At 72.3% G+C, this 18,382-nt stretch carries 15 protein-coding genes; 3 read left to right on the top strand and 12 right to left on the bottom strand.

Going from position 1 to position 18,382, the window contains the following annotated elements:
• The first annotated feature begins 165 nt into the window (after nt 1–165).
• The gene (gene pulA, locus ACZ4M5_RS04415; RefSeq protein WP_467732993.1) at nt 166–5,562 is read left to right on the top strand and encodes a pullulanase-type alpha-1,6-glucosidase; all 5,397 of its coding nucleotides are present in this window, start codon (nt 166–168) and stop codon (nt 5,560–5,562) included.
• Nucleotides 5,563–5,649: 87 nt separating this feature from the next.
• On the top strand, nt 5,650–6,006 hold the full coding sequence (locus ACZ4M5_RS04410) for a 5-carboxymethyl-2-hydroxymuconate Delta-isomerase (protein WP_467732991.1): 357 nt from the start codon (nt 5,650–5,652) through the stop codon (nt 6,004–6,006).
• Between the two features lie 6 nt (nt 6,007–6,012).
• On the opposite strand, the gene ACZ4M5_RS04405 is transcribed toward ACZ4M5_RS04410, so the two are convergent.
• The 3 genes from ACZ4M5_RS04405 to ACZ4M5_RS04395 all read right to left on the bottom strand — a co-directional run bounded on the left by ACZ4M5_RS04405 (nt 6,013) and on the right by ACZ4M5_RS04395 (nt 9,334).
• Nucleotides 6,013–6,702, bottom strand: coding sequence for a TetR/AcrR family transcriptional regulator (locus tag ACZ4M5_RS04405; RefSeq protein ID WP_467732989.1), 690 nt, complete (start codon nt 6,700–6,702; stop codon nt 6,013–6,015).
• A gap of 94 nt (nt 6,703–6,796) precedes the next feature.
• Nucleotides 6,797–8,758 (bottom strand): hypothetical protein, encoded by a 1,962-nt coding sequence (locus ACZ4M5_RS04400; RefSeq protein WP_467732987.1) that lies wholly within the window; start codon nt 8,756–8,758, stop codon nt 6,797–6,799.
• Nucleotides 8,759–8,806: 48 nt separating this feature from the next.
• Nucleotides 8,807–9,334, bottom strand: a complete 528-nt coding sequence (locus ACZ4M5_RS04395; protein ID WP_467732985.1) for a tetratricopeptide repeat protein — start codon at nt 9,332–9,334, stop codon at nt 8,807–8,809.
• A 163-nt stretch (nt 9,335–9,497) separates the two neighbouring features.
• Here ACZ4M5_RS04395 and ACZ4M5_RS04390 point away from each other — a divergent pair, with 163 nt between their 5' ends.
• Entirely contained in the window at nt 9,498–9,929 is a 432-nt protein-coding gene (locus tag ACZ4M5_RS04390) for a hypothetical protein (RefSeq protein WP_467732983.1), read from the top strand.
• A 76-nt stretch (nt 9,930–10,005) separates the two neighbouring features.
• Here ACZ4M5_RS04390 and ACZ4M5_RS04385 read toward each other — a convergent pair whose 3' ends face one another.
• The 9 genes from ACZ4M5_RS04385 to ACZ4M5_RS04345 all read right to left on the bottom strand — a co-directional run bounded on the left by ACZ4M5_RS04385 (nt 10,006) and on the right by ACZ4M5_RS04345 (nt 18,365).
• A complete protein-coding gene (locus tag ACZ4M5_RS04385; protein ID WP_467732982.1) occupies nt 10,006–11,547 on the bottom strand; it encodes a DUF1996 domain-containing protein in 1,542 nt (513 codons plus the stop codon).
• A 203-nt stretch (nt 11,548–11,750) separates the two neighbouring features.
• Nucleotides 11,751–12,404: a LuxR C-terminal-related transcriptional regulator gene (locus ACZ4M5_RS04380; RefSeq protein WP_467732980.1), complete on the bottom strand. Its 654-nt coding sequence runs from the start codon at nt 12,402–12,404 to the stop codon at nt 11,751–11,753.
• A complete protein-coding gene (locus ACZ4M5_RS04375; RefSeq protein WP_467732978.1) occupies nt 12,395–13,654 on the bottom strand; it encodes a sensor histidine kinase in 1,260 nt (419 codons plus the stop codon). The genes ACZ4M5_RS04380 and ACZ4M5_RS04375 overlap by 10 nt, the downstream gene beginning before the upstream one ends.
• A gap of 100 nt (nt 13,655–13,754) precedes the next feature.
• Nucleotides 13,755–14,756, bottom strand: coding sequence for an NAD-dependent epimerase/dehydratase family protein (locus ACZ4M5_RS04370; RefSeq protein ID WP_467732976.1), 1,002 nt, complete (start codon nt 14,754–14,756; stop codon nt 13,755–13,757).
• Between the two features lie 104 nt (nt 14,757–14,860).
• Nucleotides 14,861–15,451 carry a winged helix-turn-helix domain-containing protein gene (locus ACZ4M5_RS04365; protein ID WP_467732974.1) on the bottom strand — a complete coding sequence of 197 codons (591 nt, stop codon included), beginning with the start codon at nt 15,449–15,451 and terminating at the stop codon, nt 14,861–14,863.
• Between the two features lie 119 nt (nt 15,452–15,570).
• Nucleotides 15,571–15,693: a hypothetical protein gene (locus tag ACZ4M5_RS04360; protein ID WP_467732971.1), complete on the bottom strand. Its 123-nt coding sequence runs from the start codon at nt 15,691–15,693 to the stop codon at nt 15,571–15,573.
• Between the two features lie 128 nt (nt 15,694–15,821).
• Complete coding sequence (gene glnII, locus ACZ4M5_RS04355) at nt 15,822–16,853, bottom strand: glutamine synthetase (RefSeq protein WP_467732969.1); 1,032 nt, start codon at nt 16,851–16,853, stop codon at nt 15,822–15,824.
• A gap of 337 nt (nt 16,854–17,190) precedes the next feature.
• On the bottom strand, nt 17,191–17,889 hold the full coding sequence (locus tag ACZ4M5_RS04350; RefSeq protein ID WP_467732967.1) for an RlpA-like double-psi beta-barrel domain-containing protein: 699 nt from the start codon (nt 17,887–17,889) through the stop codon (nt 17,191–17,193).
• Between the two features lie 116 nt (nt 17,890–18,005).
• Entirely contained in the window at nt 18,006–18,365 is a 360-nt protein-coding gene (locus ACZ4M5_RS04345) for an arsenate reductase family protein (RefSeq protein ID WP_467732965.1), read from the bottom strand.
• Between the last annotated feature and the right edge of the window lie 17 nt (nt 18,366–18,382).

The following is an 18,382-nucleotide window of genomic DNA, read 5'->3' as shown; positions in this document are numbered from 1 at the left end:
GGTCCCGGCCGCCCCCTCGGGTCGGCCGGGACCGCTGTGCCGGGCCACGCCCGGTGGTTGAAAGTTCTTTCCAATGCTTTCAGGACTCTTGCTGTAAGGGTTTCGGCGGCGATACGGTCGCGCGGGGTCGGACCCGAGAGAGCCGCAATCGCTAGGAGCCCATCTGTGATACCGAGATGGCCGGTGCCGTCCAGGCGCCGAACCGCCCGTGCCGGACGGGTCGCCGCGGTCACCGCAGCGGCGCTGGCCGCCACACTCGTCCAGCCGCTCGCCGCCGGGGCGGCCACCCCGCCGGCGCCGCCGTCCGATGCCGCGCTGGCCGCCCAGCCGGCCCGGCACGACGCCACCCGTGAGCAGTTCTACTTCGTCCTGCCCGACCGCTTCGCCAACGGCGACCCGCGCAACGACAAGGGCGGCCTGACCGGTTCACGCCTGTCGACCGGCTACGACCCGACCGACAAGGGCTTCTACCAGGGCGGCGACCTCAAGGGCCTGACCAAGAGGCTCGACTACATCAAGGGCCTGGGCACCACCGCCCTGTGGATGGCCCCCATCTTCAAGAACCAGCCCGTGCAGGGCACGGGGGAGAACGCCTCCGCCGGCTACCACGGCTACTGGATCACCGACTTCACCCAGGTCGACCCGCACTTCGGCACCAACGAGGACCTCGAGAAGCTCATCGACAAGGCCCACGACAAGGGCATGAAGGTCTTCTTCGACGTCATCACCAACCACACCGCGGACGTCGTCGACTACGAGGAGAAGTCCTACGACTACCTCTCCAAGGGCGCGTTCCCGTACCTGACCGAGGACGGCGTGCCCTTCGACGACGCCGACTACGCCGACGGGCGGCGCCGCTTCCCCGCCGTCGACCGGGACTCCTTCCCGCGCACCCCCGTGGTCACCAGGAAGAACAAGGTGCCGTCGTGGCTCAACGACCCGACGATGTACCACAACCGGGGCGACTCCACCTTCGCCGGTGAGAGCTCCACGCACGGCGACTTCTCCGGCCTCGACGACCTGTGGACCGAGCGCCCCGAAGTCGTCGACGGCATGGAGAAGATCTACCAGCGCTGGGTGCGCGACTTCGACATCGACGGCTTCCGGATCGACACCGTGAAGCACGTCAACATGGAGTTCTGGACCCAGTGGGCCACCGCCCTCGACGCCTACGCCGCGAAACGCGGCCGCGACGACTTCTTCATGTTCGGCGAGGTCTACTCGGCCGACACGAACGTCACCGCCCCGTACGTCACCCAGGGCCGGCTCGACGCCACCCTCGACTTCCCCTTCCAGGAGGCGGCCCGCCAGTACGCCTCCCAGGGCGGCAGCGCCCGCAAGCTCGCCGGCGTCTTCGGTGACGACTACAAGTACACGACCGGCAAGGCCAACGCGTACGAGCAGGTCACCTTCCTCGGCAACCACGACATGGGCCGCATCGGGTCGTTCCTGAAGCAGGACAACCCCAAGGCCACCGACGCCGAGATCCTCGCCAAGGACAAGCTCGCCAACGAGCTGATGTTCCTCAGCCGCGGCAACCCGGTCGTCTACTACGGCGACGAGCAGGGCTTCACCGGCCCGGGCGGCGACAAGGACGCCCGGCAGCCCCTGTTCGCCTCGCGCACCGCCGACTACCTCGACGACGACCGCATCGGCACCGACGCCACGCACGCCGAGGACGCCTACGACACCAAGGCGCCCCTCTACCGGCAGATCAGCGCCCTCGCCAAGCTTCGCAAGGCGAACCCGGCGCTGACCGACGGCGTCCAGCAGGAGCGGTACGCGGCCGACGGCCCGGGCGTCTACGCCTTCTCCCGCACGGACGCGAAGACCGGCACCGAGTACGTCGTCGCCTTCAACAACGCCGGCGAGAAGAAGACCGCGACCTTCCCGACGGGCTCGGCCGGCATGACCTTCCGGGGCATCCACGGCACCGACGCGCGCCCGAAGAGCGACGGCGACCGCAAGCTCACCGTCACCGTCCCGGCCGGCTCGGCGATCGTCCTGAAGGCCGCCGCCAGGCTCGCCAAGCCCGTCACCGCGCCCACGCTCGCCCTGAAGGCCCCCGCGGCGGGCGCCACCGGCACCGTCGAGGTCACCGCCGACGTCGACGGCGGGCAGCTGAACCGGGTCGTCTTCGCCGCGCAGACCGGCAACGGCAAGTGGCGGGTCCTCGGCTCCGCCGACCACGCCCCGTACAAGGTCACCCACACCATCGGCAAGGACGTGGCACCCGGCACGGCCCTGCGCTACAAGGCCGTCGTCGTCGACTCGGCCGGCCGCACCGCGAGCGCCCGGGCCGCCTCCACCACCGGCACCCCGCCCGCCCCCGAGCCGCCCACCGCCTCCTCCCGCGACTACGCGATCGTGCACTACAAGCGCGCGGACGGCGACTACGCCGACTGGGGCCTGTACGCCTGGGGCGACCTCGCCGAGGGCGAGGCCACCGAATGGCCGAAGAGCCACCCCTTCACCGGCCGGGACGCCTACGGCGCCTTCGCCTGGGTCAAGCTCAAGCCCGGTGCCTCGAACGTCGGCTTCCTCGTCATCGACAAGGACGGCACCAAGGACGTCTCCACCGACCGCACGATCGACGTCACCAAGACCGGTGAGATCTGGATCGAGCAGGGCAAGGACACCGTCACCACCGAGCGGCCCGACTACCCGGCCCCCGACAAGGACAAGGCCGTCCTGCACTACCACCGGGCCGACGGGAACCACGACGGCTGGGGCCTGCACGTCTGGACCGGCGCCGCGAACCCCACCGACTGGTCGAACCCGCTGAAGCCGGTGAAGACTGACTCCTATGGCGCAGTCTTCGAGGTGCCGCTCACCGAGGGTGCCACCAGCCTCAGCTACATCCTCCACAAGGGCGACGAGAAGGACCTGCCCACCGACCAGTCGCTCGACCTCAAGGCGAACGGCCCCGAGGTGTGGCTGGTGAGCGGCCAGGAGAAGTACCTGCTCCCGCAGCCCGCGGGCAGTGCCGCCGCCCTCGACCTGACCACCTCCAAGGCGGTCTGGATCGACCGGAACACCCTCGCCTGGAACGGCTCCGACGCCGCCGCCTCCACCCAGCTGCTGTACTCCCGCGACGGCTCCGTCAAGGCCGAGAACGGCACCCTCACCGGCGACGCCACGTGGCTGCGCCTGGCGAAGGGCGAGCTGACCGACGCCCAGAAGGCGAAGTTCCCGCACCTGAAGGAGTACGACGCCTGGACCGTCGACCCCCGTGACCGGGACCGGGTCCGCGAGGCCCTGCGCGGCCAGGTCGTCGCCACCCAGCGCGCGGCCAACGGCGCGGTACTCGCCGCGACCGGCGTCCAGATCGCCGGAGTCCTCGACGACCTGTACCCGGGCGCCACGAAGGCCGACCTCGGTCCCACCTTCTCCAAGGGCCGCCCCACCCTGTCCGTGTGGGCGCCGACCGCGCAGTCCGTCGCCCTGGAACTCGACGGCAAGGCCGTCCCCATGCGTCGCGACAGCACGACCGGCGTCTGGTCCGTCACCGGCCCGGCCTCCTGGAAGGGCAAGCCCTACCGCTACGCCGTGAAGGTGTGGGCGCCCAGCGTCCGCAAGGTCGTCACCAACAAGGTCACCGACCCCTACGCCGTCGCCCTCACCACCGACTCCAGGCGCAGCCTGGTCGTCGACCTGGACGACAAGGCGCTGAAGCCCGCCGGCTGGTCCTCGTACACCAAGCCCAGGGCCGTGCCGCTGCGGGACGCCCAGATCCAGGAGCTGCACGTCCGGGACTTCTCCGTCGAGGACCGCACGGCGAAGCACCCCGGCACCTACCTCGCCTTCACCGACAAGGCGAGCGACGGCAGCAAGCACCTGCGCGAGCTGGCGAAGGCCGGCACCTCCTACGTCCACCTGCTGCCCGCGTTCGACATCGCCACCATCCCCGAGCGCAAGGCCGACCAGGCGAGGACCGACTGCGACCTGGCGTCCTTCCCGGCCGACTCCGACAAGCAGCAGGAGTGCGTCGGCAGGATCGCCGCGAAGGACGCCTACAACTGGGGCTACGACCCGTACCACTACACGGTCCCCGAGGGCTCCTACGCCACCGACCCGGACGGCACCGCCCGCACGGTCGAGTTCCGCAGAATGGTCAAGGCCCTCAACGACGACGGACTGCGGGTCGTCATGGACGTCGTCTACAACCACACCGCCGCCAGCGGCCAGGCCGGCACCTCCGTCCTGGACCGGATCGTGCCCGGCTACTACCAGCGGCTCCTCGCCGACGGCTCGGTCGCCGACAGCACCTGCTGCGCCAACACGGCCACCGAGAACGCCATGATGGGCAAGCTGGTCGTCGACTCGATCGTCACCTGGGCCAAGGAGTACAAGGTCGACGGCTTCCGCTTCGACCTCATGGGCCACCACCCGAAGGCCAACATCCTGGCCGTGCGCGAGGCCCTGGACGAGCTGACCCTCGCGAAGGACGGCGTCGACGGCAAGAAGATCATCCTGTACGGCGAGGGCTGGAACTTCGGCGAGGTCGCCGACGACGCCCGCTTCGTCCAGGCCACGCAGAAGAACATGGCCGGCACCGGCATCGCCACCTTCTCCGACCGGGCGCGTGACGCCGTGCGCGGCGGCGGCCCCTTCGACGAGGACCCCGGCGTCCAGGGCTTCGCGTCCGGCCTGTACACGGACCCCAACTCCTCGAAGAACAACGGCACCCAGGCCGAGCAGAAGGCCCGCCTGCTGCACTACCAGGACCTCGTCAAGGTCGGTCTGTCCGGAAACCTGAGCGCCTACACGTTCACCGACACCAGCGGCAAGGAGGTCAAGGGCTCCCAGGTCGACTACAACGGCGCCCCCGCCGGATACGCCGACGCCCCGGGCGACGCCCTCGCCTACGCCGACGCGCACGACAACGAGTCCCTGTTCGACGCGCTCGCCTTCAAACTCCCGGCGGGCACCACGGCGTCCGACCGGGCCAGGATGCAGGTCCTCGCCATGGCGACGGCCACCCTCTCGCAGGGCCCGGCCCTCTCCCAGGCGGGCACCGACCTGCTGCGCTCCAAGTCCCTGGACCGCAACTCCTACGACAGCGGTGACTGGTTCAACGCCATCCACTGGAACTGCGCCGACGGCAACGGCTTCGGCCGCGGACTGCCCATGGCCGCCGACAACACCGACAAGTGGCCCTACGCCAAGCCGCTGCTGACCCAGGTCGGGGTGGGCTGCGAGCAGATCCGGGGCGCCTCCGCCGCCTACCGCGACCTGCTGCGGATCCGCAGCACCGAGAAGGACTTCTCCCTCGCCACGGCCGCGCGGGTGCAGTCCCGGCTGTCCTTCCCGCTCTCCGGCAAGGACGAGACGCCCGGCGTGATCACCATGCGCCTCGGTGACCTCGTCGTCGTCTTCAACGCCACGCCCGAACAGCAGGAGCAGCGCGTGGCCGCGCTCGCCGGGAGCGGCTACCGACTGCACCCGGTGCAGGCGGCGGGCGCCGACGCCACCGTGAAGTCGGCCGCCTACGCGCGGGCGTCCGGCACCTTCACCGTGCCGGCGCGCACGGTCGCGGTCTTCACCAAGGCGGCGGGATAGCGCACCCCGGGGGCGGGGCGGGCCGCGACCGGCGGCCCGCCCCGCCCGCCGTTAGGGTGAGGACACCCACCGGGAACAGGAGTGCTGATGCCGCAGATCACCGTCGACTATTCCGCCGACCTCGCGGACGCTTTCGACCGGCCCGGGTTCGCCAGGGCGCTGCACGAGGCGACGGTCGAGATCGCGGCCGCGCGACCGCCCGCGTGCAAGACCCGCTTCCGCCGCACCGAGGACATCGTGGTCGGCCCCGAGAGCGAGGGCCACGCCCACGTCCACGTGCACATCGCGCTGCTCGCCGGCCGCACCGACGAGACCAAGGCGCGGCTCACCGAGGCCGCGCTGGAGGCGCTGCGGACACATCTGAAGCAGCCCGAGGGCCTCGCCCTGCACGCTTCCGCCGAGGTCCGCGACCTCGACCCGTCCTACGCCAAGTACGAGAGCTGAGCCCGCTCAGCCCGCCAGGGCGATGAGCCGGCCGACCAGGTGCGCGAACGGGCCGTCGGCCGGCTCGTCCTTGAGGGCGGTGCGCAGCAGCTGCGTCATCTCCTCGTCGTAGGCGGCGCTGACGGCGGCGAGCGCGGCGAAGTCGTTGACCAGCTGCGGCTCCAGCTCCTCGCGCGGGATGCGCCGCCCGTCCAGCCAGATCAGGGCCGTCGACTCGGCCAGCGAGATCCACGACCGCACCACCAGTTCCAGCCGTGCGGGCGGATCCGTCACGCCCAGGTGCGAAAGGATCTGGACATACGCGGCCTGCCGCACGGAGTCGACGAGCGCGTTGGTCGTCGACGAGCCGACAGCCGGGCCACCGCGCATCAGGGCCGAGAAACCGGGCCCGTGCTCGTCCACGAAGTCGAAGTAGCGGCGCATCACGCGCAGCAGCCGGGCCCCGAGCGGACCCTCGTGCGGCTCCACGAACCGGCCCGCGAGATCGTCCGACGCCCGCTTCAACGCGGCCTCGTACAGGCTGAGTTTGCCGGGGAAGTAGTGGTAGACCAGCGGCCGCGAGATGCCCGCGGCCGACGCTATCTCGTCGATGGAGACATCGTCGGGCGAGCGGCGGCTGAACAGTTCGAGGGCGACGCCGATCAACTGCTGCCGCCGCTCCTCGACTCCCATCCTGCGGCGAACCCCGGTAGTCATACGAACACCTTACCGATCGAATCCGGCCTCGAACGGGCCGGACCGAGCGCGGATGTCCGCCGACGTGCCGCCTACGCCCGCGAGAAGCCGCTCGTCAGCGCAGTCCGCCGACGGAACGACCGTCCTTCAGCGTCCCCTTGAGCTCGGCCTGCGCCCCCTGTTCGGCGGGCACGGTCAGCGAACTGCCGCGCGCCGCGCCCTCGACCCCGCCCGCGGCCCGGATCGACGCCGTGTCCCGGCTGCCGGCGGCCAGCAGGTACCAGTCACCCGCCTCGGACTTCCACAGCACCCCGGCCAGCACGTGCGGGTCGCGCGCCCCGCAGGCCGGGACGTTCTCGGCCTTGGCCGTGACCGCCCCGTACGCCCCGCCGGGCGTGTGGAACTGGGCCAGCACCCGGGCGCCGCCCCCGCGCCAGGTCTCGGCCCGGGTGCACACCCACACCGCCGAGCCGCTCCCGTCGGGCAGCCGCTGCTCGTTGAACGCCCAGGCGTTGACGCCGCGCACACCGGCGGACCGCAGCGTGCCCAGCGAGCAGGCGAAGGGCGCCCAGCCGTGCAGGGCGGCGGGCCGGGACGCCTCACCCGGGGAGCCCGGCCGCCCGGCGGTGAGCCGCGCCGGGACCAGCTCGCCGAGGTCGGTCAGCAGCCGGGTGCCGGTGCCGTCGGCCAGCTGCAGCACGTTCCACGACGTGCACGGGCCCGACCGCAGCGCCGGGCTGGCCAGCGGCGCGGTCACCCCGTCGGTCAGGGGCAGGTCCATGGCCCCGGAGGCGGGCTTCATCAGATCCCGCTCGCCGGCCTTCTTCACCCAGGGGGCCGTCAGATAGCGGACGTTGCCGTCGGCCCGGCCCAGGACCACCGCGCCCGACTCGGCCCGGCCCGCGCCGTCGACCCGGGCGAAGTCGAGGGCCGCGCCCTGGGTGCCGTCCTTCGGCTCGGCGTACCGGGCGATGCGCAGCCCGTCGTGGAGGATCACCACGCGGGCCGCGTCGACCGTCCCCGCGAACAGCAACTGAGGGGGACCGGCCGGGCCGCCGGACGGGGTGCCCGGTGTCGCCGAGACCTGCACCGTCCCGCCCGGGCGGGCCCACACGGCCAGGGCGCGGCGCAGCAGGGCCTCGTCGCCGGTGAGGTCGCCGCGCGCGGGCCACACGGAGAAGTCGGTGCGCGCCGAACTGCGCCACGCGTCGGGGGAGACCCGGGTCAGCTTCGCCGGGTCGAGGGCGGCCTGGGCGGCCGGGTTGCGCGCGTACGGCGGCGCCGCGGCGCCGTCGGGGCCCCAGCCCTCACCGGGCAGCCCGAGCAGCGCCCCGCAGACCAGCAGGGCCGCACCGGCGGCCAGCGCGGCCTTCAGATGCTGGCGGCGGCGCATCAGATCGGTGGGGCGGGCCTGCAACGAGCAGGGGTCGAACTCGGGCGACTCGAGCAGGCCGTACTGTGCCGGTACCGCGTCCGCCTCGCGCAGGGCGCCCTCGGGGTCGGCGGCGCCGGCCGCCGCGAGGACCTCGCACACGCCGTCGTCGGTCAGCCGCTCCAGACCGCGCAGCGCGTACACCGCCCGGGCCGGTCCGGACAGGCTGGACAGCCGCTGGTCCAGGGCGAGTTCGTCGGCCCCGCCGGAGCGCGGGAACAGCTTCAGGCCCCACACCTGCGGCAGCAGCGCGGGCAGCTGCGCACGCTTGGGCCACGCCCCGAACCGCAGCGGCAGCCCTGCCTCCAGCGCCGTGCGCAGCACCTGGAGCCGGACGAGGGCGTAGCCCGGGTCGCCGTCCCGGCCGCCCGCCCGGCGTTCGGCTCCGCTCACGGCCGCGGCGCCCGCGGACTGGGCCGGGATCACCGGCGAGGCCGTGCGGTTGCGGGGCAGCGCACGCTGGGTGAGGGCGTGCGCGGTCAGGACGCGCCTGCTGCGGCCCAGGCGCGGAGGCAGCACCAGATAGGCCAGGCGGACCAGTCGCGGGTAGTGCTCGACGAGGGCGGCCTCGGCCTGCTCGACGTCGACGACCGGGCCGGCGGGGGAGGAGGGTGCGGGGCGCTGGGCGACATCCTGTGACTGCACGTTCAGCAGAACGAGCGAATCGGCGGTTGGTCACCTGACTGCGGAGCGTCACACCCCGGGGGGCTCCGCGGGCTCCACGAGCAGCCGGGCGTAGTTCGCCATCGACCGCTGGTAGCGCGGCAGGTGCGGGGCGAGCGCGCCCAGCACCAGCGACAGCGCCTCGCGGTCACGGCCCAGACTCGACAGGCACAGGGCGAGCGTGGCCCGCACCGCATCGTCCAGTTCGTCGCGGGGCGCGTCCAGTTCCGGCGTCAGCAGCGCGACGCCCTCCTCGGCGTGCCCGGTGTTGCGCAGGGAGCTGGCCAATTGGATCTTCGTCCGCCGGGTCTTGTAGCGGCTGACGCCGGACAGGCCGCGCCGCAGCGCCTCCCGGTACAGCGGCACCGCCAGGTCCGAGCGGCCGGTGGAGTCCCACGCGCAGGCCTGCTCGAACGGCCCGAGCGGGCTGTCCGCGGGCAGTTCGGCGACGAGGGCGTCCACGTCGGCGCGGAAGCGGGCCTCGTCCTCCTCCGTCTCGGCGTAGTCGTCGAAACGGTCCCACAGGGCGCTCACGCGATCTTCCCAGTCCTGGTCCACCGGGCCACCCTCGCACAGGAGTACCCCCGCGGGCAGGCGGATTTGAGTGCTTCGGGCTCCGCGGCCGTATCGAAGGCGAGAGCCTCGTGCCGGGGCTCCGTGCGGCATGTGTCCGGACCGTGCCGTGACCAGGACCGTGCCGTCACAAGGACCGGAGGAACAGATGAGGGTGACCCGACCGATGCTCGCGCTGAGCGGCGCGGTGGCGATACTGGCGCTGGCCGGCTGCGGAACCGGCGGCGAGGACGAGGCGGCCGTCCCGGAGGCGGTGACCGGCAGCCTGGAGCACATCGCGGCCGAGGCCAAGTGCAGGCCGAACATGCAGACCGACGCGGACACCATCCGCCAGGCCCTGTGCAGGAAGGGCAAGGAGAAGTACGTCCTCGCCACCTTCGCCACCGACCGGGGCCAGCGCGAGTGGCTGAACAGCGCCAAGGACTACGGCGGCTACTACCTCGTCGGCCGCAAGTGGGTCGCCGTGGGCCAGGAGAAGACGGTCATGGCGCTGCAGGGCACCCTCGGCGGCACGATGGAGGAGGGCTCGGCGCACATGAACCCCGGCGGCAGCCACAACAGCGGTGGCCACCACGGCTGACGACGCGGGACGCGGCCGGAACGAGCGAAAGCCGGCGGTGGGAATTCCCACCGCCGGCTTTCCGCGTGGCCGGGGACTACTGGCAGTCCTCACCGCTGTTGATGCACTCGACCATCTCGTTCATCAGGTCCTCGTCGAAGAAGTTGATGAAGTCGTTGTGGTCGGTGATCGGCTTGTGCAGCTGCTCCGGGAAGGAGTCCACCGCGAAGGCGTTCTGCACCTGGCCGTTGTCGATCTGCGGTGCCTGGACGTCGTAGACCAGGCGGACCTGGAGCTGGGGGATGGCCTGGAAGCCGTTCGAGCAGCTGCCGTCCGCTTCCACGAAGTCGACGTGGGTGCGGTGGTTGGCGCTGTCGATGTTCTGGCCGTCCCAGCAGCTCTGGAAGTTGGACGTGCGCACCACGGAGCTGCCGTCGGGGCAGATCGGGTACTTGTCCGTCACCTGCCGGTCCTCGAAGCCGGTGCAGCTCCAGGCCGTGTTGGCGTTGGCCAGGCCGTTGGTGAGGGACTTGGCGTCACCGGTGATGATCCGCAGCGCCTTCGGCATGGCGACGACGTCGCTCGTGCGGTTGCCGACGAACTTCAGCTGGGCCTCGGCCGGCTCGACGATCTTGCCGACGTTGCCGTCCTGGCCACCGCCGGGCTGACCCTGGTCGATGTCCTGCGACCCGTCCTGGATGCGCAGCACCGGCCAGAAGTACGAGGACTTGTCGCCCTGGTTCTGGCAGGTGGTCTGGGCGTTGGCCAGGTCCTCGTCGCTCGCGAAGGCGTTGTTGCTCTGGTTGCCGACGTAGTCGTGCTGGTGCTTGGCGCCGTTGGAGACACCGGGCGCCACGATCACGTTGTCCGAGTTGCGGTTCTCGTTCTGGTTGGTGCCGCAGGACGTGGTGAAGGTGCCGGTGGAGCCGCTGTCGCCGTTCGCGGGCAGGCCGTTGGGCAGGTTGCGGCTGTTCGGCTGGACGTCCTCGATCTTGATGAAGTCGTCGGCCGCGGGACCGTTGCCGCCCTGGCCGCCGTTGTTGTTCTGGCCGCCGTTCTGGCCGCCGTTGTTCTGACCGCCGTCGTTCTGGCCGCCGTTGTTCTGGCCCTGGTCCTGGGCGCCGTCGTTGTTCTGCCCGCCGCCGTTCTGCCCGCCGTCGTTGGTGTTGACGTCGGCGGCCATGCCGCGGCACTTGGCCAGCTGGCCGAGGTTGCGCGGGGCCTTGCCGCCCACCCGCCGGATGTTGATGCCGATACGGTCCAGGGCCGCGGTCCGCTTCGACCTGAGCGGGCCCAGGATGGCGTTGTCGACGAAGCCCGGGTCACCGGCCTGCGCCCGGCGCGTGGAGGCGAGCCGGGAGTACGCCTCGCTGATCTGCTTGTCGAGGTTCGCCAGCTCCTTGTCCACCCCCCGGCGGGCGCGGTTGGGCACCGACGTCAGTTTCTGGCCGACGTCCGGGCACTGGATCGTGGCGATCTGCCAGCCCGCGGACTTCGTCCGGTTCGCCGAGTTCGACTCGTGCGCCGATGCGTAGAAGTTCGCCCAGATCAGCCCGCCCCCACCGAGCGCTAGGGCCGCCGATGCGGCAATGGCCTTGGTGGCCAGCGGCGTACGGCGTTTTCTTGTGTTGCGTCCCATGGAACTCCTCTGACTTCCTTTTTCGGGGGCATCGAGGCGCCCGACAGGAGTGAAGCGGCCCCCTTCCATACGGAGGCCGCCCCCGAGGTGTTCAGGGGTCCTGAGAATTGATGCGAGATTCGTGAGGACTGTGTGCCCTCAACAACCCTTGTAAAACCGGGAGTTGCTGATCCCGCACCGAGGGTGAGCGGACTGGTCCGGCGTCACCGGCCGTGGTCGAGATACGCGAGGACCGCCAGCACGCGCCGGTTGTCGTCGTCCGAGACCTCCAGGCCCAGCTTGGCGAAGATGTTCGCGGTGTGCTTGGCGATGGCCCGCTCGGTCACGACCAGCCTGCCGGCGATCGCCGCGTTGGACCGGCCCTGCGCCATCAGCTCCAGCACCTCCCGCTCCCGCGGCGTCAGCCGCGCCAGCGGCCGGTCCTCGCCCGACTGCCGCGCCAGCAGCTGCTGGATGACCTGCGGATCCATCGCCGTCCCCCCGGCGGCCACGCGCCGCACCGCGTCCACGAACTGCTCCGCGTCGAAGACCCGGTCCTTCAGCAGATAGCCGACCCCGCCCCCGCCGTCGGCGAGCAGTTCGCGGGCGTACAGCTGCTCCACGTGCTGGGAGAGCACCAGCACCGGCAGCCCGGGTCGCCTGCGGCGGGCGTCGAGTGCGCACTGCAGGCCCTCGTCGGTGTGCGTCGGCGGCAGACGTACGTCCACCACGGCGACGTCCGGGTCGAGTCCCGCCAGCGCGGCGGCCAGTTCGGGCCCCGACTCGACGGCCGCCGCGATCTCGAAGCCGTGCGCCTGCAGCAACCGCACCAGGCCGTCGCGCAGCAGGAACAGGTCTTCGGCCAGGACTACGCGCAAGGCATCTCCATGGTGACCATGGTGGGGCCGCCCACGGGACTGCTGACGGCCAGGACGCCGTCGAATGTACCCAGTCGCCGTTCCACCCCGGCCAGCCCCGAACCGGCCCCGACCACCGCCCCGCCCCTGCCGTTGTCCGTGACGGTCGCCCGCAGCATGCCGTCGGCCCGGTGCAGGTCGATCCAGATCCGGTCGGCGCCCGAGTGCTTCACCGCGTTGGCGAGGACCTCGCTCACCGCGAAGTACGCGGCCGACTCCACGGGTGCCTCCGCCCGCACCGGCAGGTCCACGCTCACCTCGGTGGCCACCGGCAGCCGCAGCGCCAGCGCCCGCACCGCGTCGCCCAGCCCGCGTTCGGCGAGGACCGGCGGGTGGATGCCGCGCACCAGCTCGCGCAGTTCGGCCAGGGCCTCGACGGAGGAGGCGCGGGCCTGCGCGACGAGCAGCCGGGCCTGGGCCGGGTCCTTGTCCAGCAGGGCCTCGATGGTGCCCAGGTCCATGCCGACGGCGACCAGACGCGCCTGGGCCCCGTCGTGCAGGTCCCGCTCGATGCGCCGCAGCTCGGCGGCGGAGGCGTCGACCGCGTCGCGCCGGGACTCGGTCAGCACCCGCACCCGCTCGGCCAGTTCCTCCTGGTTGCCGCCGAGCACGGCCCGGGTCAGCCGGAAGTGCACGTCCAGCAGGCGCGGTGTGCACAAGTGCGCGAGGAACAGCAGGACCAGGGCCAGGGCCGCCGCACCGAAGGCCGACGCCTGCCCCGTCACCGGCACGAACCCGTACCAGTACCCGTCGGGGAAGACCCGCCACAGGCCGACGGCGAGCGCGAACCCCTCCAGGGGGTACAGCAGCAGCACCGCCGGGAGCAACGCGGTGACGAACCCCGCCGTCATGTCCACCGGCAGCCACCACAGGTCCCGCCAGGTCGCCGGGTCGCGCAGCATCCCGAAGGTGCGCGCCCACGGGTTGGCGTCCTTCGGCAGCGGCCGGTACGCCGGCGGGATCCGCACCCCGCCCCACTCGGCCGCGAGCACCCGCCGCCAGTTCGCGAACGTGCGGACGCCCGTCAGCACGTAGGGCGTCGTGACGATCCCGACGCCGATCGGGATGAGCGCGATCGAGAGCAGGGACAGGGTGAAGCACAGCACCGCCCCCGGCAGGCCGACGAGGGCCAGCACCAGCCCGCGCACCGCGGCGAGCCCGATGCGCCGCCCGTCGATCCGCCCGTTGCCGTTCTTCGTGTCGGTGGTCATGGCGTCAGTCTGGCCGAGCCCGGCGGCCCGGTCACGGGGCCGGGCCACCGGCTCGGGGGTGGTGCTACCTACACCCCCGGGCCGGTGGCGGCGGGTCGGCTCACCTGCTCCCGAGCACCTTCGCCTCCACCTCGGGGTCGAGACCCGGGCGGGGACGGTCGGGGCGCTGAGGTGCCGTGCCCCCGCGCTCCCGGAGCCACCGCCAGGTGTCCGCCACCGTCTCCTCCACGGGCCGGCACACCAGCCCCGCCCCGACCGCCCGGGAGACGTCCGCGCAGTGCAGCGCGTCGTGCAGGTCGCTGCCCGGCGGCACCCACACCGGCAGCTGCGTCCACGGCTCGACGCCGGCGTCGAGGATCACCCCGGGCTCGGTCCAGCGCAGCTCGGCCCGCCCGCCGGTGACGCGCGCGCAGGCCTCCAGCAGGCGGCCCATGGTGGTGTGACCCTGCGGGGACACCAGGTTGTACGGCCCGCTCAGCCGCCGCTGCGCCGCGTGCAGGATCCACGCGGCCAGGTCGCGGACGTCCACGTACTGCAGCGGCAGCTCCCGCGGACCCGGGGCCAGGACGGGGCCGCCGCGCGCGGTCCTGTCCAGCCACCAGGGGAGCCGGCCGATGTTCTCGTACGGGCCGAGGATCAGGCCCGACCGCACGAGCACCGACCGGTCCTCGCCGAACGCGTCCAGCACGGCCAGTTCACCGCCGCGCTTGTCCCGCGCGTAGTCCGTCTGCTCCGCCTCGGCCGAGGCGCCCGGCACCAGGGGAGCGTCCTCGCCGTACCCGGCGGGCGGGGACCAGGCGTACACCGAGCAGCTCGACACGTACACGTACCGGCCGGCGCGGCCCCGCAGCAGCCGCGCCGCGTCCGCCACCGCGCGGGGCGCCGCCGACCAGGTGTCGACGACGGCGTCCCACTCGCCGGGGTCCCCGGCCAGGGCGGCCAGGCCTCCGGGCGCGGTCCGGTCGCCGAGCAGCGTCCGTGCCCCCGGCGGGGCGTCGTGCCGTCCCCGGTGGAACACGGTCACGTCCCAGCCCCGCTCCAGGGCCCTCTCCACGACGGCCCGCCCCACGAACTCCGTCCCACCCAGCATCAGCAGTCTCATGCCGTGCACTGTGCCCGCGGGGACGGCCGCAGGGAACGGTCATCTGCTCTCGGCAGAGGCGGGAACGACCGGTCGCCCGGCCGGGCGCGGCGCGGGAGGGGCCGTCAACGGCCGGTCGGGGGCACGTACTTGTAGCCCACGCGCCGCACGGTGCGGATCGTGTCGCGGTGCTCCGCGCCCAGCTTGCGGCGCAGCCGCGCGACATGGACGTCGACCGTGCGGCCGTCGCCCACGTGCCCGTAGCCCCACACCGTGCCGACCAGCTGGTCACGGGTGTGCACCCGGCCCGGGTGGGCGACGAGATGGGCCAGCAGCTCGAACTCCAGGTAGGTGAGGTCCAGCGGACGTCCGGCCACCTGCGCGGTGCGCTGCACGGTGTCGACGCGGATCAGCGCGTCACGGTCCGGCCCCGGGGCCGGACCGGGCTCCGCCGCGACGGGCCGGTCCGGCACGGCCACCGGGAACGGCGGCTGCTGGTCGGCCGGGACGAGCACCAGGTAGCCGACCATCGGCGGCTGTCCCGGCAGGGAGGGCAGGGTGTGCTGCGGTGCCGGCAGCCAGGTGGCTCCCGGGGGCAGCAGGTCCGCCACGGTCAGTACCTCGTCGCGGTCGACGGCGCGCAGCCGGTGCCGGGGGCCGTGGCCCGCGGGGGCGGTGAAGGGGGCGGCGGGGGACAGGGAACGAGTGGTCGCCATGAGAGGTCAGCTCTTTCGCGCGAGGAGTTCGCCGGGGAGACGGCGGCCGCGAGTTCGTGGTCGGGCTCGCCGAGGGACGTACGCGGTTCGCGCTGGCCGAAGGCCGGATGTGGACGGCTTCAGAAGGCCTGCGCGGTCGTCGCGCGGCAACACACCCGGTCGAAGTCGTGGTCCTGGCGGGACGGCCAGAAGGGCTCGAGGTCGTGGCGACCCGTCGCGGCGTTCTTCCGGTAGCTGGCCATGGGCCCATTGAAGCAGACGTCCCCGGGATGCAGGGACCTTCTCTCACCACTCGGACACCCGCCGGACGGCCGAGGGGGCGCCCACCGCGCGGGTGGGCGCCCCCGGGGGAGCCGGATGACGGGCGGGGTCAGACCTGGCCGGCCTTCTCCAGCGCCGCACAGCACGTGTCCACCAGCAGACGCGTCACCACGTACGGGTCGACGTTGGCGTTGGGGCGGCGATCCTCGATGTAGCCCTTGCCGTCCTTCTCGACCTGCCAGGGGATGCGCACCGAGGCGCCGCGGTCCGAGACACCGTAGGAGAACTTGTCCCAGGGGGCGGTCTCGTGCAGACCGGTCAGGCGGTCGTCGATGCCGGCGCCGTAGTTCTTGACGTGGTCGAGCGGCTTGGAGCCCTCGCCGAGCGACTCGCAGGCGGTGATGATCGCGTCGTAGGACTCGCGCATCGCCCTGGTGGAGAAGTTGGTGTGCGCGCCGGCGCCGTTCCAGTCGCCCTTGACCGGCTTGGGGTCCAGGGTGGCGGCGACGTCGAAGTCCTCGGCCGTGCGGTAGAGCAGCCAGCGGGCCACCCACAGCTGGTCGGAGACCTCCAGCGGCGCCAGCGGGCCGACCTGGAACTCCCACTGGCCGGGCATGACCTCGGCGTTGATGCCGGACAGGCCGAGGCCGGCCTTGAGGCAGTGGTCGAGGTGGGCCTCGACGACGTCGCGGCCGAAGATCTCGTCGGCGCCGACCCCGCAGTAGTAGCCGCCCTGCGGGGCCGGGAAGCCGCCCTTGGGGAAGCCGAGCGGGTAGCCGTCCTTGAAGAACGTGTACTCCTGCTCGATGCCGAAGATCGGTTCCTGCGCCGCGAACCTCTCGGCCACCTCGGCCAGCGCCGCCCGGGTGTTGGTGGGGTGCGGGGTGAGGTCGATGTTCAGCACCTCGCACAGGACCAGCACGTCGTCGCCGCCGCGGATCGGGTCGGGACACGTGAAGACCGGCTGCAGGACGCAGTCCGAGGAGTGGCCCTCGGCCTGGTTGGTGGAGGACCCGTCGAAGCCCCAGACCGGCAGCGCGTCCAGACCGGCGGGCGACCCCGGGATGATCCTGGTCTTGGAACGCAGCTTGGCCGTCGGTTCGGTGCCGTCGATCCAGATGTACTCGGCCTTGAAGGTCACGGGCCACTTCCTTCGGGGTGTGTCCGGGCGCGTATCGCGGGTGCTGCGGCGCTGCCGCACTGAGGCGCCGCGAGGTGCTGCCCGGCAGCCTGGCAACCGGCGATTACCCGGCCGTTGCCCGGGTGTGAACCCCGTGTTACCGGGTCGGCCCGGTCGACCCGGAGGTGCCGTGCACCGGCTCCCCTCCGTCGAGCCGGTGCACGGGCCGCGCGGGCCGCAGGGTCCGCACGCGCGCCGGTCCTGCCACCCCTGGCCGGGGGTGGCAGGACCGGTGACACGTACGAGGGGCGGCCGAGGGGTGGGCCGCCGCCTCAGGGACTCATCCGGTCGTCCGGCCTCACCCCACCTTCTCGATCACGGCCCGGCGGATCAGGAACTTGCCGGACTCACGGACCTGTTCGAAGGCCGCGTTGTTCAGCAGGACGCAGCTGCCGGAGACCGAAGTGACCTCCACCGTCGTGGACTTGTTGTTGTCCAGGTTGGTGACCTTCAGCTTCGTGCCGGCCGGGAACTGGTTGCTGGACGCGGCGGGCGCACCACCCTCGCCGGAGAGCGTGACCGTGGAGCCGTTGCACACCTGCCGGCCGGCCGCGGCGCCGCCGCCGGGGTTCGCCGCGGGTGCGGAGGCGGCCGGCTGCGAGGGCTGAGCGCCCCCGGCCTGCTGACCGCCGCCGGCCTGCTGACCGCCCTGAGCGGGCTGCGAGGGCTGCGCGGCTTGGGAGTCCTGAGCCGACTCCCCGACCGCGCACCCCGACGCCTCCTGCTTCCGCTTGATCTCCGCGACGACCGCCTCGCGGTTGGCGATCCGCGCCTCGGACTGGGCGTCCGGGTTGGCCCGCTGGTCCGCGATGAACTTCTGGTTGTTGCCCAGGGCGGTGGCCAGGCCCAGGCAGACCGTCGACTCCGACGCGGACTTGGGGGTCGGCGCGGCGTTCGACGTGCTCGCCATGACGAAGGCCCCGCCTCCCGCCACCGTCGCCGCGCCGACCAGCAGCGCGATCGTCTTCTTCGTGCCGAGAGTTCTCCTGCGCGACATGCGCGCCTCCTGAAGAGGTAGGGGAGCGTACGCCGCTATGTACGAGATACCGAACGGGGTTACTCAGCGGTCGCAGGAGTCGGCTGAGTGACCTGCACCACACCCGATGGGCGGGGTCAGCGCGCCAGGGCCTCCCGCACGGCCTCGTCGGTCCGGCCCACCACCGCCGTGCCGTCGTCCGCGGTGATGATCGGACGCTGGATCAGCTTGGGGTGCTCGGCGAGCGCCGCGATCCACCGGTCCCGTGCACCGGCCTCGCGGGGCCAGTCCTTGAGGCCGAGCTCCTTGGCGGCAGCCTCCTGGGTGCGGGTGATGTCCCACGGTTCGAGTCCGAGGCGCGTCAGCACCTCGCGGATCTCGTCCTCGCTCGGCACGTCCTCCAGGTAGCGGCGGACGGTGTAGTCGGCGCCCTCGGCGTCGAGCAGCTGCACGGCACTGCGGCACTTCGAGCAGGCCGGGTTGATCCAGATCTCCATGGGGAGCACAGTACGCG

Source organism: Streptomyces sp. NPDC026246 (genome assembly GCF_055567995.1).
This window is presented reverse-complemented; position numbering and strand designations above follow the sequence as displayed.

Excerpts from the sequence above, each read along its gene's own strand:
- ACZ4M5_RS04385 (WP_467732982.1), bottom strand. The coding sequence starts at position 11,547 with ATGGGACGCAACACAAGAAAACGCCGTACGCCGCTGGCCACCAAGGCC.
- ACZ4M5_RS04360 (WP_467732971.1), bottom strand. The coding sequence starts at position 15,693 with ATGGCCAGCTACCGGAAGAACGCCGCGACGGGTCGCCACGACCTCGAG.
- ACZ4M5_RS04370 (WP_467732976.1), bottom strand. The coding sequence starts at position 14,756 with ATGAGACTGCTGATGCTGGGTGGGACGGAGTTCGTGGGGCGGGCCGTC.
- ACZ4M5_RS04345 (WP_467732965.1), bottom strand. The coding sequence starts at position 18,365 with ATGGAGATCTGGATCAACCCGGCCTGCTCGAAGTGCCGCAGTGCCGTG.
- ACZ4M5_RS04410 (WP_467732991.1), top strand. The coding sequence starts at position 5,650 with ATGCCGCAGATCACCGTCGACTATTCCGCCGACCTCGCGGACGCTTTC.
- ACZ4M5_RS04375 (WP_467732978.1), bottom strand. The coding sequence starts at position 13,654 with ATGACCACCGACACGAAGAACGGCAACGGGCGGATCGACGGGCGGCGC.
- ACZ4M5_RS04390 (WP_467732983.1), top strand. The coding sequence starts at position 9,498 with ATGAGGGTGACCCGACCGATGCTCGCGCTGAGCGGCGCGGTGGCGATA.
- ACZ4M5_RS04405 (WP_467732989.1), bottom strand. The coding sequence starts at position 6,702 with ATGACTACCGGGGTTCGCCGCAGGATGGGAGTCGAGGAGCGGCGGCAG.
- ACZ4M5_RS04365 (WP_467732974.1), bottom strand. The coding sequence starts at position 15,451 with ATGGCGACCACTCGTTCCCTGTCCCCCGCCGCCCCCTTCACCGCCCCC.
- ACZ4M5_RS04350 (WP_467732967.1), bottom strand. The coding sequence starts at position 17,889 with ATGTCGCGCAGGAGAACTCTCGGCACGAAGAAGACGATCGCGCTGCTG.